Here is a 14,348-nt window from a genome sequence, read left to right as displayed (position 1 = left end):
TTTCACCCGCCGTAACAGTGGTCCGGGCCACCCGACTCACCCGACATGGCAGACCCGGCGAAGGTCTTCTTCCGCGATCGCGGTTACGACGGACAGTTCACGCGCACGCTCAACGCGGCCGTGGTGCACGCGGCCGACCTCGGCGAGGCGTTCGCGACCGCGCGCCGCGTCGGCAAGCTCACCGGCGTCGGCTGGTACGACGCGTGGTCGGCCACGGCCGATCGTGCCCGTGCGGCCGCGGGTTCCGCGCTGACCGCGGGAGATCGGGTCAGCGCGCGGCACGCGTTCCTGCGGGCGAGCGAGTACCACCGGCAGGCGTACTTCTTCCTGCGCTCGGACCTCGACGACCCGCGGCTGCAGTCGGCCTACCGCGGCCACGTCGAAGCGTTCGCGGAAGCCGCGAAACTCCTCGACCACCCCGCCGAAGCCGTGCGGATCCCGTATGCGGACACGACTCTGCACGGTTATCTCTTCGCGCCGCACGCCTCCAGGACGCCGCAGCCCACCGTCGTCCTACCGTGCGGCTACGACTCGACCTCGGAGGCCGGGTGGCTCGACGTGCCCGCCGCCATCGCCCGCGGCTGCAACGCGCTCGTCTTCGACGGTCCGGGTCAGGGCGAAACGCTCTACACCCAGCGCCGGTTCCTGCGGCCGGACTTCGAGCACGTGCTCTCGCCCGTACTCGACTGGCTGCTCGCCCGTCCGGAAGCGGACCCGGCCAAGGTGGTGCTCTTCGGCCGCTCCTTCGCCGGTTACCTCGCGCCGCGCGCCGCGACGGCCGAACACCGCCTCGCCGCGCTCGTCTGCGATCCCGCGCAACCGGACCTGGGCGCCCGCGTGCCCACCGGCCCGGCCGGTCTCTTCGCCGTGCCCCTGGTGCGCGCGCAGATGCGCCGGAACCCGAACCGCGCCGAGTTCTTCGGTTCCCGCATGGCGGCCCACGGCATTTCGTCGGTCCGCGAGTACTTCGCCGAAATGCGCCGCTACACGATGCTGGCCGACGCCGCGAACATCAGGTGTCCCACGCTGCTGATCGAGTCGGAACACGACTTCACCGCCGGCGGCGGCGCAGTGCTGCGCGACGCGATGAAGGCGCCGGTCCGCCTCGTGCGGCTCACGGAGACCGAAGGCGTCGACGGGCACTGCGCGGGTATGGGCCAGCAGGTCTGGACGGGTGTGGTGTACAGCTGGCTGCACGACGTCCTGGCTTGAGGCCCGGCTCGCCGGACTGTCGGAGCCGTCCTGACCGGCTCACGGGCGACGGGCCCGCAGCGCCTCGATCACGTCGTCGTCCCAGCGGTGCGTGCGGATGATCCGGTAGCGTTCGGCCGCGACCCGGATGTAGGCCTCCGCGTCGGTGCGGTCGCCGATCAGGTCGGCCTGGCGCAGCATGCCCGTGACGGGCGTGAACTCCTCGTCGAACCAGCGCTGGGCGATCCCCGCCCGGTCGATGAACCGGCCCTCGTCCTGCATGAGCCGAAAGCCCCAGGCCTCGACGTGCTCGCCGAGCCGCGCGTAGTTCCACGGGTCCGACATGACCACCGACGCCCGCGCGTGGCCCGTCAGCGGCACGCGTTCGAGGAACAGCCGCCGGTAGTCCTTCACGATCAGGTCGCCGCGGTAGCGGATCCCGGCCGGGTCGAGCTCGGTGCGCACCACGGTGACCTGAGCCTCTATTGTGGACAGACCATGTGCGTGGGCGACCGACACGCGGTGGTGCCCGTCGATGATGAAGTGCAGCTCGCCCACGCGGTACACCTCGATCGGCGGGATCGCCTCGCCCCGGCGCGCGGCGAGCGCCAGGCGTTCCCAGCGTTCGCGCACGCGCCCGGACGTCGGGCGGAAGCGGCGGTCGAAGTCGCGGCTGCGGTCCACGGTGCCCACGATCGAGTCCAAGGTGATCACCCGCAGCCCGAGCCGCGATTCGCCCGCGAAGCCGAGTGCGTCCACGACTTCGTGGAACGGCAGCATGATGTTCACGTCGTCGGGTTCGCGGCGCAGCCACGTGGACAGTCGCGAAAGGACCTGGCGCCGGCGGGCGCGCAGGAAGTCGTGTTCGGCGTCGGCGCGCGGGAAACCCGTGGGTCTGGTCATCGCGGGAACTCCATGATCCGGTGGCCCACCACGTTGCGCACGCGGGTGGAGCCGGCCACGCGGTCGGGCACCGGTTCGCCGTGCGGGTGGATGTGGCCGTGCAGCAGCCACTGCGGGCGCAGCTGGGCGATCGTGCGGTGGAGGCAGGCGAAACCGCGGTGGGGTAGGTCGTCGCGGTCCCCGAGGCGCAGCGGCGGGGAGTGGGTGAGCAGCACGTCGACGCCGCGTCCGTCGCGCCGGCGGCGCCACCTCGCGCGGAGTTCCAGCATCCGGGCGCGGCGCGACTGCTGCCGCTGCGTCCACTGGTTCGGCCCGTCGGTGTAGCGGATCGAACCGCCGAGGCCGGCGAAGCGGATCCCGGCGACGTCGAGCACGCGCCCGTCGGCGTTGATCCCGCCCGCGGGGCCCGGCCACTCCGTCGGGAATCCGTCCTTCATGGACAGTCCGCCGGAGCGGGTGAAGCCGCTCAGGTCGGGGTCGTGGTTGCCGGGGACGAACACGCACGGCACGTCGAGCGCGCCGGCGAGGAACTCGAGGTACTCGTACGGCAGGTCGCCGGCACCGATGACAAGGTCGAGGTCGACCGCGAGCGAGCGGACCGCGCCGGTCCACAGTCGCTCGTCGACCTCGTCGGCCACCACCAGCGCTTTCGGCACGCACCCAGGGTACGGCCTCGTGAGGTCACTTCAGGCCGTGCGAAAAGCCCGGGTTGAGGCTGATCACGGTGACGATGCCGAGGATCCAGACGATCCCGAGCGTCAGGGCCCAGAACTTGAGGTTGGTCAGCAGACGAGGCATGGGAGTACTCCTGCAGGGGTTCCGGAGGGAGGAAGGGGACCTCGAGACGGCTACAGCCAGCCGTTCTTCCGGAATATTCGGTACAGGAGCAGGCAGATCGCGAAGATCACGGTGACCGCGATCGGGTACCCGAACTTCCAGTGCAGCTCGGGCATGTAGTCGAAGTTCATGCCGTAGATCCCCGCGCCCATGGTGGGCACGGTGATGATCGCGGCCCACGCGGTGATCTTGCGCATGTCGGTGTTCTGCTGCAGCGAGATCTTGGCGACAGTGGCGTCGACCAGGGTGCTCAGCAGTTCGTCGAACGCGGCCACGCGCTCGGACACGGTCACGAGGTGGTCGGCGACGTCGCGGAAGTACGAGCGGACCTCGTCGGGCACCAGCCGCGTGTAGCCCTCGGCCAGCCGCGAGACGGGCGTGGCCAGCGGGAGCACGGCGCGGCGCAGTTCGAGCACTTCCCGCTTCATGAGGTAGATCTGCTCGGCGCTCACCAGCGAGCGCGGCGCGAACACCTGCGCCTCGATCTCGTCGATGTCCGATTCGATGCGGCTCGTGACCTCGAGGTAGTGGTCCACGACGTGGTCGGCGATCGCGTGCACGACGGCCGCCGGGCCGAGGCCGAGGCGCTCGGGGTCGTCGTCCATGTCGCGGCGCAGCCGGGCCAGCCCGGAGTGGTTGCCGTGGCGCACGGTGATCACGAAGTCGCGGCCGAGGAACACCATGAGCTCGCCGGTCTCGACGATCTCGTTGGCGGTGGTCGGCGACTCGTGCTCGACGTAGCGGACGGTCTTGAGCACGAGGAAGAGCGTGTCGTCGTAGCGCTCCAGCTTGGGCCGCTGGTGCGCCTCCAGCGCGTCTTCGACCGCCAGCTCGTGCAGGCCGAACGTCTCCGCCACGCCCTGGATCTGCTCGGCGTCCGGCTCGTGCAGGCCGATCCAGACGAACCCGGCGTGCCGCTTCCGGACCTCTTTGATGGCTTCGGAGTGCGTCCAGCGGCCGGGCAGGCGCTTGCCGTCGACGTACACCGCGCAGTCGACGACATACGCCGACAAGGGCACCGGGATCGGCCGCTCGACCGACGGCTTGGTGCGGCTGGTGCCGCGACCGCGAAGGCCTCCGAGCGAAGGGATGGCAGGCATGGGATCTCCTGGGCTGACGTCGTGGAACACGAAGACGACGGCCAGGCGGACTTCAGCGTCCGTCCGGCATCACCGGCGTTCTCGGATCGTCGCCTACCAGGAGTGGATTCGGCCGGCCGACGACGTGGGAACGCTGGGACTACTAGGGAGCGGACTATCGCCACTACTCATAAGGCGTTCCTCACCTCCTTCGGGCCGGCGCGATCGTGAGACGGGGCTCGCGTTGACGCACGAACACCAATGGTCGAGGGTACTCCTCACCACCGGTGAGTGTCGCAAGTGGCTCGGGCGGCGTTACCCGGCCGGTGGTTCGTGCGAGGAGGAGTGCGGGTGGCCATCGCCCTGGAAGAGATCAAGCAGCGGCTGCGCAGGTTCGCCGAGGTCGAGTGCCGCGACGTCTCGCCGCTGTACGACCACCTCGCCACGCAGGCGGCCGAGGACGACGACGTGGCGGGCCTGCTGACCGACGCGCGCGGCGGCGAGGCCCGCGGCACGCTGCTGCTGGCCACCGCCCACCGCCTCATCCAGGCCGACCCCATCCACCCGCTTTCGCGCTACTACCCGTCCCTCGGCGGCTTCGACGGCGTGGACGCGCAGACGTGGCCCCTGTTCAGGCAGTTCCTGCTGGAGCGCGCGGACAAGGCCCGCGCGATCATCGGGTCGCGCTACACCCAGACCAACGAGGTCCGCCGCGCGTCGCTGGTCTACCCCGCCATCGCCGCGGCCGCGAAGGAAGCAGGGGGCAAGATCGCCCTGCTGGAGGTCGGCTGCAGCGCGGGGCTGCTCCTCGGGCTGGACCGCTTCTCCTACCGCTACCAGTGCGACGGCGGCGAGCAGCTCGTCGCGGGCCCCGCCAAGGCGGCCGTCGGCCTGCACTGCGCCCTGGACCTGGCGCCGGGCGCCACGCTGCCGAAGCTGCCGAAGAAGGTCGCCGTCGCCGCCCGCGCTGGCCTGGACCGCGCCCCCGTGGACCTCTCCGACGAGGAAGAACTGGCCTGGCTGGAGGCCTGCGTCTGGGCCGACCAGCCGGACCGCATCCGCCTCCTGCGCACGGCCGCCGCGGAACAGCGCAAGCACGCCCCGGACCTCATCACGGGCGACGGCGTGGACGACCTCGCCTCGGCTGCTGCTTCGCTGCCCGAACACCTCCCGCTGGTCGTCCTGACCAGCCACGCCCTCGGCTACTTCGGCGACCGCCGCGCGGACTTCGTCGAAGCCCTCGGCGCGCTGGCCGCCACGCGTCCGCTGTGGTGGGTCACGGTGGGCTTCTACGCCGCCGGGCTCAAGGTGATCCTCCCGGACCGCACCGACCTGGCCACCGCCCCGGGCTCCTCGGACACGAGCGTGCTCGGCCTGGTCACGTGGTCCTCCGGCGCGCCCACCGCCCGCGTCCTCGCCCGGACGACGCCCCACGGGCAGCGGATGACCTGGCTGCCCTCCTGACCCACCGAGCGGACCTCCGGCCGGGCAGACCACGGCCGTGCAGACTACGGCCGGGCTGACCATGGCCGTGCAGACCACGGCCGTGCAGACTGCGGCCGGGCAGACTACGGCCGGGCTGACCATGGCCGCGCAGACCACGGCCGGGCAGACTACGGCCGGGCTGACCATGGCCGGGCAGACGCCGGCCGCCCCGGCCGCGCCGGGCACATGCCAGCCAGGCGGACCCGGCCAGTCTGATTCCGCCCGGGCAGACCCCGGCCACGCAGGCAAGCACCGGGCTGATCCCCGCCCCGCAGACTCCGGTCCGGCAAACTCGGTCCACCAAACCCGGCCGGGCAGAGCCCGACCACGCGGGCCCGCGCCGGGCACATGCCAGCCAGGCAGACGCCGGCCACTTTGATTCAGGCCGGGCCGATCCCGGCCACGCAGGCAAGCGCCGGGCTAACCCCGTCGCGCGGGCTACGGTCCGGCAGGCCGCCAGTCTGGCCCAGGCCAGTCGGATTCCGGCTGGACAGACCCGGTCCGGCAGTCCACGACCGGGCAGACCCACCGGCCAGATTTCCGCTGGGTTGACCTTCGGCGGGCTGACCCGGCCAGTCGGACTCCGGCCGGCAGACCCGGTTCGGCAGTCCACGACCCGGGCAGACCCGCGCCGGGTAGACCCCGGCCAGGTAGACCCCGGCCAGGTAGACCCCGGCCAGGCAGACCCCGGCCAGGCAGACCCCCACCCTCCCAGGGGGCGTCCCACGTCCATTCTATCGGCCTCCCCCGACAAAACCGCTGCTCAAGCTGCCGGGAGACCCCACTTGTCCACAACTCGGCTGCCCTGTGGACAGACCCGTCGAGCGCGCCGGACACCGGGCAGCACACCCACGCTCTGTCACACACGTCACAATCACCCCATCGGTCACACCCGCCCATCCGGGTGCCGAATGCAGCTGCGCGTTCCGATGCACAGTTGCTGATAGGAAATCGCTCAACCCCGGCATTTCCCGTGCTCACCAGTCGGCGGGCGACGGGGTAACGCCATTGACCAAGTTCGAAGCCGGATGCGTTCGAGCGCGCCTTATCCGCAAATTCGAGTTATTCGATTCACGTTCGCGGCAACATGTCCCAGTCACGCAGTGTCACGAAAAGCAGTTCCGCCAACTGCCCCGAAGACTCCAATTCCACCAGTTCGGCCGAGTCGACCCAGCGGACGTCGGCCGCGTCGTCGCCGGCGGTGAGGGTGCCGCTGGTGACTGTGCAGGTGTAGTCCCGGATGTCGTAAACCCCGCGGGAGACGGCGCCGACGAATGTGTGCGGAGTCACGTCGAGGCCGGTTTCCTCGTGGAGTTCCCGAACCACCGCCTCAAGGTCCGTTTCGCCCGGTTCTATCCGGCCTCCGGGCAGGGACCACAGCCCGCGGCCGGGATCGTGGCCGCGTTGGATCAGCAGCAGTCGGCCCTGGTCGTCGAACACGATGCCGCCCACGCAGGGCACCCGGGAAGCCATGCTCCTCAACCCCAAACCGTCACGCTGTACACGGAGAGTAGCCATACGGTACACTTCGGACCGCCTGCTGACCCATGCGCGGGACTTTCCCGCCGCAGGGGTGGTTGGTGCGGTACAACGTAGAAAGTCAGTTTTCCGGTGCCACGTTTAGAGACGGGATTGATCGCTGTGAACGCGAAGAAGCTTGCGGGTCTCGTGGGTATCGCGTTGGTGCTGTTCTTCGTGATCGCCCAGCCGAACCAGGCCGCTGGTCTCGTCGGCAACATCGTCGAGTTCCTGCGTAGCTCGGCCGAATCGGTGGTCTCGTTCGTCAGCAACGTCTTCAACGGCTGACGGGGGATAGCGTCGAGACATGTTCGCGCCACGCGACCCCGACGAGTACCTCCTCGACACCGAGCGGCGGGTCATCAGGATCCGCCGCCACTGGGCAGTGCTCCTCTGGGACACGTTCGAAGCGGCGGCCCTGCTCGCCGTCTGCGTGCTCGTCTCGTACCTGCTGCCGCCCTCGCTGTGGGTGGTTCAGAACATCCTCTGGTACGTCGCGCTGCTGGTGGTGCTGCGGTTCGCCTACGCGGTGGTCCAGTGGTGGGTGGAGCGGCTGGTCGTCACGGACAAGCGGTTCGTGCTGACGAAGGGCGTCATCACCACGAAGGTGCTGATGATGCCGATCACGAAGGTCACCGACCTCACCTACGAGCGGCCCGGCTGGGGCCGGTTGCTCGGCTACGGCACGATGATCGTCGAGTCGGCCGGTCAGATCCAGGCGCTCAACCGCATCGACTACCTGCCGCGACCCGAGGAGTTCTACGACACGATCTCGGAGCTGGTGTTCGGCGACAAGCAGAAGCAGGCCGAGCGCTTCTCGATGATCAAGGCGCAGCGGGCCGCGCGGGGCAAGAAGCCCGTCGGGTGACCTGCGGGCGTTTTGCCAGGTACCGGCATCGCTGTGATGTAGCGCATCGTCGAGAATGGACCCGATGCGCATCGACCTGCACGCCCACTCCACCGCCTCCGACGGCACCGACAGCCCCTCCGGGCTGGTTGACGCTGCCGTCCGGGCCGGTCTCGACGTGGTCGCGATCACCGACCACGACACCACCGCCGGATGGGGCCCGGCGGCGGAGGCCGTCCCGCCCGGCCTGACCCTCGTCCCCGGAGCCGAGCTCTCCACGGTGTCCGTCGACCCGGACACGGGCTGGCGGATCAGCGTGCACCTGCTCGCGTACCTGTTCGACCCGGCGGCGCCCGCGCTCGTCGCCGAGCAGACGCGCCTGCGGGCCGAACGCCGCACCCGCCTGCGCGCGATGGCCGACCGCATGGCCGCCGACGGCCTCCCCGTCGACGCCGACGAGATCATGGGCCTGCTGCCCGCCGACTCGCCCGCCGGCCGTCCGCACCTCGCGCAGGCGCTCGTGCGCGCCGGCCTGGTGTCGAGCGTCGACGAGGCCTTCGCCGAGTACCTCGGCAGCCGCCGCGGTTACTACGTGCCGCGCCACGACACGCCCGTCGAGGAGGCGATCGACATGATCGTCGCGGCCGGTGGCGTCACGGTCATCGCGCACCCGTTCGCCTTCAGCCGCGGCGCGACGATCAGCGAGGACACCCTGCGCGACCTCGCGCGCCGAGGGCTGACCGGGGTGGAGGTCGACCACCCCAACCACGAGCCGGCCACGCGCGTGCGCACCCGCGAGCTGGCCGACGAGCTCGGCCTGATCCGCACGGGCTCGAGCGACTACCACGGCACGAACAAGACCATCGGCCTCGGCCAGGAGACCACCGAGCCCGGCCAGCTCGAGGAGCTGATCTCCCGGGCCACCGGTTCCTCAGTGGTGAAAGGCTGACGTTGGGGATCGCGCAGTACTTCGACGCCAAGCTGTTCATCAGCGCCACCATCACGTTGATCGTGATCATGGACCCGCCGGGCACAGTGCCCGTTTTTCTCAGCCTGGTCGGCCGCAAGCCGATGGCCACGCGCGTCCGGGCGGCGCGGCAGGCCGTGCTGGTTTCGCTGCTGGTGATCACGCTGTTCGCCGTGGCCGGACAGGCGATCCTCGCGTACCTGGGCATCGGCATCCCGGCGCTGCAGGGCGCGGGCGGTCTGCTGCTCCTGCTGATCGCGTTGCAGCTGCTCACCGGCAAGGGCGGCGCCGAGCCCGAAGCGGCCGACGACGTCAACGTCGCCCTCGTGCCGCTCGGCACCCCGCTGCTCGCCGGGCCGGGCGCCATCGCGGCGACCATCGTGTTCGTCCGCCAGGCCGACGGGCACCTCGGCGCGTACATCGCGCTGGGGCTTGCGATCCTGGCCGTGCACTTCGTGATCTACACGTGCATGCGCTTCTCCGGCGTCGTCATCCGGCTGATCAAGGAAAGCGGCATCACGCTCGTCGCGAAGATCGCCGGCCTGCTGCTCGCGGCCATCGCCGTGGAGCTAGTGGCCAACTCAGTGAAGGGCTTCATCTCCGGCGCCGGTTAGGCCGCCCCCGCGCCGGAAAGTGTCGGTGGTGGTGCGTAGCGTGGACGCCGACCGAACGGGGGTTGCGTGAAGGAACAGCTGGGGTTCGACTTCGGGACCGAGCAGCCGCAGCGGCTCACCAAGGTGTCGCCGGCGCGGCTGAGCACGTTCGACGACTGCCCGCGTCGCTACCGCTTGACCTACCTCGACCGGCCGACCCCGCAGCGCACCGGGCCGTGGGCGCACAGCACGCTGGGCGCGGTGGTGCACAACGCGTTGCGCGCGTTGTTCGACCTGCCGGCCGCGAAGCGCACGCCGCAGCGCGCGATGGCGCTCGTCGGTGAGCACTGGAAGGACGCCGGGTTCGCCGACGCCGAGCAGGCGGCGCGGTACCGGGCGCGGGCGAAGGTCTGGGTCGGGGAGTACGTCGAGGACCACGACGTGAGCGACGACCCCATCGGCCTCGAGCGCTGGGTCTCCGCGCCGGTCTCCACCACGGGTGGCGCGCCCACGTTGATCATCGAAGGGCGCGCCGACCGCATCGACCGCCGCGGCGGTGAGCTCGTGATCGTGGACTACAAGACGGGCCGGCGGGAGCCGGACGAGTTCGAGGCGCGGGCGTCGCAAGCGCTGGCGATGTACGCGGTGGCGTCGGCGCGGACGTTGCGCATGCCGTGCACCAAGGTCGAGCTGCACCACCTGCCCACAGGCACGGTCGCCGCGGCCGAGCACACGCCGGATTCCTTGCGCCGCCACCTGCAACGCGCCGAGGAGACCGCCGCCGACCTCCGCCTCGCGACGGATACCCTGGACGCGGGCGCCGACGGCGACACGCTGTTCCCCGCCCGCCCCGAGCGCCGCTGCTCCTGGTGCGACTTCCGCCCCAGCTGCGCCGAGGGCCAGCAGGCGGCGCCCGCGGCCCAGCCCTGGGACCTGCTCGCCCCCTGACCCAGGCTCCTTCGCCCGACGACGATTGGACGGACCCCACGTGGCCTCACCCGACACCCAGGAACTGGCGATCGTCCCGCCGCCCGCCCCACCCGCGGACGACGCTGCCGGAACCGAGGTCGGCGAGGTGCTGGAGGAGGCGGCTGCGGCTGAGGCTCGCGGAGCTGACGCTTCGCCGGTGCCGAGGGTCGCTGGCGTGTCTGGAGCTGGCGGCGTGGACGGTGGTCAGGTGCTGGGGCCTGCTGCTGCGGTGCCGGCGGAAGGCGGTGCGCCAGCGGCGGTTGAGTGTGCTGTGCCTGGGGTTGTCAGAGTGGACGGCGGTCAGTTACGGGGTATCGCTGCGGCGGCGGCGACGCACGCCGGTATTGCGCCAGGGGCGGATGAGTGTGCTGTGCCTGGGGTTGCCGGTGTAGACGGTAGTGAGGTGCCTGGTACCCCTGGCGTGTCTGGGGTTGCCGGAGCGGACGGTGGTGCGGTGTCGGCGACCGCCGCTGCGGTGCCGGGCGCTGGCGGTGCGCCAGGGCCGGCCGAGTTCGCTGCACTTGGGACTTCGCCGGAGCGAGGACTTACCCCTGCCGCATCGCTGCAGGCCGGGCCGACTTCCGACGCACCCGGACTCGCCCCAGCCGTTTCGCCGGCCCCTCCGGCTCGTGACTCGGCCTCAACCAGCGGCGCGGCAGCCGTCGAGCCGTTCGAAGCTGGCAATTCGGCGCTGTCGACCGGGGTTGCTGCCGATGACGCAACCACTGAGCCGGTCCCGGTCGCCACACCGGAGCGGGCAGAGACGGTCGCGCCGGAGAAGCCGCGGGGCCGGTGGTGGCGCGGGTTCACGGGGTCGGTGGCCGCGAGCTTGGCCGTGCTGGCTGTCGGCGTCTTGGGGGTCGAGGTCGTCTGCCTCGTCACGGACGCCCCTGGTCCCGGCCTGCCGATGCTGATCGGCCACCCCGTGGCGGCCGTCGTCGCGCTCCTGCTGCAGCGCTTCGCCGACCGGCGCTACGGCCGCGCGGCTGGCTTGGCCGGCGCCGCGGTGCTGGTGGTGGCGATCGTCGTGCTGGCCGTCTTCTGGCTCGCCTGACGTGCCGTGGTCGGACGCCGAAGTCGCCGAACTGCGCGAGGTCCTGAACTCCTTGCGCTGAGAAGTTGTTCTCCCCCAAGGGAAACACGCCTTGTCCACAACTGGCCCGGCCTGTGGGCAACCAACGGCTTGTGCGAATTTTGTGGGTGGTGGCCGGTAGAATGGGAGCGGAGACGCCCCCCAAGGAGGGCAGGGTTCCGGCCAAGTCTTATCGCCTGGTTGCTGGGCGGGCACGGCCGCGATTGATCATGCGAGTGTCCAAGTCCCATGATCGTCTGAGAGAGCCGTGGCCGCTGCGCAATCGTGCGTGATCCCCGGCTGACCCCCACACCGATCCGGAATGGGCTACGGACCGCGTGAACTCCTTCGTCAAGTACGAGATCCGCGAGACCTGCGCGGCACACCCCATTCAGTGGCCCGAGCCTGGCCCCTCGATCTGACCAGGTAAGTGGTCACCGCCGACGCCCTGCACGCCACCACCGCCACATCAGCGGCTACATCCGCAACCACTGGCACATGGAAAACACCCTCCACTGGACCCGCGACGGCACCTGCCCGAAACCACTCCCGTCCGCGCCGGCACCGCCCCCGCGTCATGGCCAGCCTGGCACATCGCCACCAGCGCACCCCGCCACACCGGCTGGACCAACATCGCCGCCGGAATACGCCACGTGACTAGACACACCAGCCGCCCACTCACCCCGCTCGGCTTTCTGGCCCTAAACACCACAACAACTTTGCCGGTCCCCTGCCTCGAGAGAGTGGGGGCTGCGCGAGTGGGCCCATGCGCAAAGGACGCCGGGGCGGACTGGGGCGGTTGCGGTCGACTGTCCCGGGTGGGCGGCGCTTTCGCGGTTCGAATCAGGCGCGGGCAGGCGGATCCCCTGACGGAGGTAGCCGCCGGGGCATGGTCCGACCAGTGGCTTGAACGCCGGCCACGCGATCGTTGACGTGACGGTTGCCGTGCGGTTCGTCGAGGTTGGCTGGTCCGGAGCAGCGGGCGTGTCACCCGCGTCCGCGTGCGTCAGCGCAGTGCGGCGACAACCGGACCGCGTTGTTCGAGCAGTACGGGGCCCAGTGCGGTCAGGCGGACCACCCCCTCGTACGCGCCCCGGTCGACGCCAACCGTGCGGATCGTCGAGCCGTCCGATTCGTTGAGGACCGCCAGGCCGCCTTTGATGGGCACCACGAGCTGGTGCGCGAACGTGATTCCCGGGCCCAGGGTGCCGGACAGGGTCCAGCGAGGGGTGAGGTCGTCGCGGGAGAGGGCGATCGTCTTGGTGCCTGTGAACCAATAGACGGCGCTGTCGGTGCGGCTGGTCTGCTCCACGCCGCCCGCGGGGTCGGCGGCGAGGTCGGACGCGGGGAGGTCCATGGGGTAGGCCGACTTCTCCGAGCCGTCCGGGCCGTAGATGACCAGGAGTTTCCGGTCGGGCAGCAGGACGGCCGTGAAATCCCCCGACATGGCGACGACGCGGGCGCGCGAACCGGCCAGGACGGTGCTGAAGACGACCACCGGCTGGTCCTCGTGCTCGGCCGTGGCGCGGTACACGGTCAAGCGGTCGTGGGGGTCGCCGGGGCAGCGTTCGATGACGCCGACCTTCTCGGCGGCCGCGGCGACCGTGCCGTAGGTGCAGCCGGTGCGCGGCTGCTTGTTCGGGTTGACGATGAACGGCACCTTGCCGTACTCCATGCTCTTCACCAGGTCATCGCGCCAGGTGTCGAGCAGGTGCTTGCCCGTGGTGGTCACGTGCGCGCCGTCGCTGACGAGCTGAGTGCCGAGCTCCGCGTCGCCGTTGCGCTGCGCCGTGATGTGGCCCGTCGACGGGTCGAGCTGCGTGACCTCGCTGCAACCCATCGACTTGTGGTACACGGCGTTCACGCGTCCCCACGCGGTGTCCACAGTGCACAGTTGCAGGTTCTCGCGCGTGTAGTGCCAGCGGATTTTGCCGGTGAGCGGATCGCGGCCCGCGACCTCACCGCCGTCGGCCGTGGTCACGGTGTCGTCCTCGCCGATCGGTACCGGCGTCGCGGAGCTGGGTGCCTGCCACAGCTGCGACATCGACCCCGGCACGGCCGCCGGGGCCGCCGGCAAGGCCGGCGGGGGGTCGGCGAGCGCACGGCTCGTGTGCAGGTTGTCGCTGGTCAACGCGATGACCAGGCCCACGGCCACGACCACCACCGCGATCACCGCGGCGATCACCCGATCGCGCCCCCGGTTCCACGGCGACCGCCGCACCCGCGCAGGCGGAGCGCGATGCCCCGCTGCGGCCACGGGCCCCGGTGAGGCCAGCACGTCTTCGGCACCGTACGAATCTTCACCGGCACGCGAGACTTCACCGCCGGCTGCGGCCTCACGCGAGAGCCCAGTTCCCTGCGACGACGCAGCCCCGGGCCATTCCCCGGCGCCACTCGAGATTCCGGTCTCGTGCGAGGCCGCGGTGCCGGTCTGCGCCCAAAGCGGGACATCATCGCGAGCCGGATTTTCGGCGTGAGTCGCGTGCTCAGTGCTGGAGGCGCCGGTCGTGTGATCAGTCTCGGACCACGCAGGACCGTCGGCTGGACCTTCGGTGGCGGACGCAGCCTCGGTACCGGTCGTGCGTTCAGCCGAGCGCGAGGTCGGCGCCCACTGCTCGACGTCATCGCGAGCCGGATTTTCGGCGTCAGTCGCGTGCTCAGCGCTGGAGGCGCCGCCGGTCGTGTGATCAGTCTCGGACCACGCAGGACCGTCGGCTGGACCTTCGCCGCCGGACGCGGCTCCGCTGTCGGTCGTGCGCCCAGCGTCCGGGGTCTGCGCCCACTGCGGTACGTCATCGCGAGCCGAACTTTCAGCGTGCGTCGAGTGCTCAGGGTCGGGGGTGCCGCCGGTCGTGTGATCAGCCTCGGCCCAGGCAGGACCGGCCGC

13 protein-coding genes are annotated in these 14,348 nt (G+C 70.7%); 8 read left to right on the top strand and 5 right to left on the bottom strand.

The annotated features are described in order from the left end of the window. Positions 1-45: 45 nt before the first annotated feature. On the top strand, positions 46-1,212 hold the full coding sequence (locus tag I6J71_RS38650; RefSeq protein ID WP_204091380.1) for a S9 family peptidase: 1,167 nt from the start codon (positions 46-48) through the stop codon (positions 1,210-1,212). Between the two features lie 39 nt (positions 1,213-1,251). Here I6J71_RS38650 and I6J71_RS38645 read toward each other — a convergent pair whose 3' ends face one another. The 3 genes from I6J71_RS38645 to corA form a co-directional block, all read right to left on the bottom strand. Further along, on the bottom strand, positions 1,252-2,094 hold the full coding sequence (locus I6J71_RS38645) for a chromosome partitioning protein ParB (protein ID WP_204091379.1): 843 nt from the start codon (positions 2,092-2,094) through the stop codon (positions 1,252-1,254). Further along, entirely contained in the window at positions 2,091-2,750 is a 660-nt protein-coding gene (locus I6J71_RS38640; RefSeq protein WP_204091378.1) for a metallophosphoesterase, read from the bottom strand. Before I6J71_RS38640 ends, I6J71_RS38645 begins: the two co-directional genes overlap by 4 nt. A 192-nt stretch (positions 2,751-2,942) precedes the next feature. Next, positions 2,943-4,031, bottom strand: a complete 1,089-nt coding sequence (gene corA, locus I6J71_RS38635; protein WP_204091377.1) for a magnesium/cobalt transporter CorA — start codon at positions 4,029-4,031, stop codon at positions 2,943-2,945. A 330-nt stretch (positions 4,032-4,361) separates the two neighbouring features. Here corA and I6J71_RS38630 point away from each other — a divergent pair, with 330 nt between their 5' ends. Continuing rightward, positions 4,362-5,474 (top strand): DUF2332 domain-containing protein, encoded by a 1,113-nt coding sequence (locus I6J71_RS38630; RefSeq protein WP_204091376.1) that lies wholly within the window; start codon positions 4,362-4,364, stop codon positions 5,472-5,474. A 1,092-nt stretch (positions 5,475-6,566) separates the two neighbouring features. Here I6J71_RS38630 and I6J71_RS38625 read toward each other — a convergent pair. After that, a complete protein-coding gene (locus I6J71_RS38625) occupies positions 6,567-6,968 on the bottom strand; it encodes an NUDIX hydrolase (RefSeq protein WP_239154156.1) in 402 nt (133 codons plus the stop codon). Positions 6,969-7,136: 168 nt separating this feature from the next. Here I6J71_RS38625 and I6J71_RS38620 point away from each other — a divergent pair, with 168 nt between their 5' ends. The 6 genes from I6J71_RS38620 to I6J71_RS38595 all read left to right on the top strand — a co-directional run bounded on the left by I6J71_RS38620 (position 7,137) and on the right by I6J71_RS38595 (position 11,443). Beyond that, positions 7,137-7,301, top strand: coding sequence for a hypothetical protein (locus I6J71_RS38620; protein ID WP_204091374.1), 165 nt, complete (start codon positions 7,137-7,139; stop codon positions 7,299-7,301). 19 nt (positions 7,302-7,320) lie between these two features. Further along, positions 7,321-7,881, top strand: coding sequence for a PH domain-containing protein (locus tag I6J71_RS38615; RefSeq protein ID WP_204091373.1), 561 nt, complete (start codon positions 7,321-7,323; stop codon positions 7,879-7,881). A gap of 64 nt (positions 7,882-7,945) precedes the next feature. Next, a complete protein-coding gene (locus I6J71_RS38610; protein WP_370542032.1) occupies positions 7,946-8,809 on the top strand; it encodes a PHP domain-containing protein in 864 nt (287 codons plus the stop codon). Positions 8,810-8,877: 68 nt separating this feature from the next. After that, the gene (locus I6J71_RS38605) at positions 8,878-9,441 is read left to right on the top strand and encodes a MarC family protein (protein ID WP_370542246.1); all 564 of its coding nucleotides are present in this window, start codon (positions 8,878-8,880) and stop codon (positions 9,439-9,441) included. A 66-nt stretch (positions 9,442-9,507) separates the two neighbouring features. Then, positions 9,508-10,368, top strand: coding sequence for a PD-(D/E)XK nuclease family protein (locus I6J71_RS38600; RefSeq protein ID WP_204091370.1), 861 nt, complete (start codon positions 9,508-9,510; stop codon positions 10,366-10,368). Positions 10,369-11,206: 838 nt separating this feature from the next. Beyond that, on the top strand, positions 11,207-11,443 hold the full coding sequence (locus I6J71_RS38595) for a hypothetical protein (protein WP_370542031.1): 237 nt from the start codon (positions 11,207-11,209) through the stop codon (positions 11,441-11,443). 1,024 nt (positions 11,444-12,467) lie between these two features. Here I6J71_RS38595 and I6J71_RS38590 read toward each other — a convergent pair. Next, positions 12,468-13,739, bottom strand: a complete 1,272-nt coding sequence (locus tag I6J71_RS38590; RefSeq protein WP_204091369.1) for a hypothetical protein — start codon at positions 13,737-13,739, stop codon at positions 12,468-12,470. Positions 13,740-14,348: the final 609 nt, after the last annotated feature.

The sequence above is a fragment of the Amycolatopsis sp. FDAARGOS 1241 genome (assembly GCF_016889705.1).
Classification (GTDB): domain Bacteria; phylum Actinomycetota; class Actinomycetes; order Mycobacteriales; family Pseudonocardiaceae; genus Amycolatopsis.
Note: the sequence above shows the minus strand (reverse complement) of the source record. Positions and strands in the feature narration are given on the sequence as shown.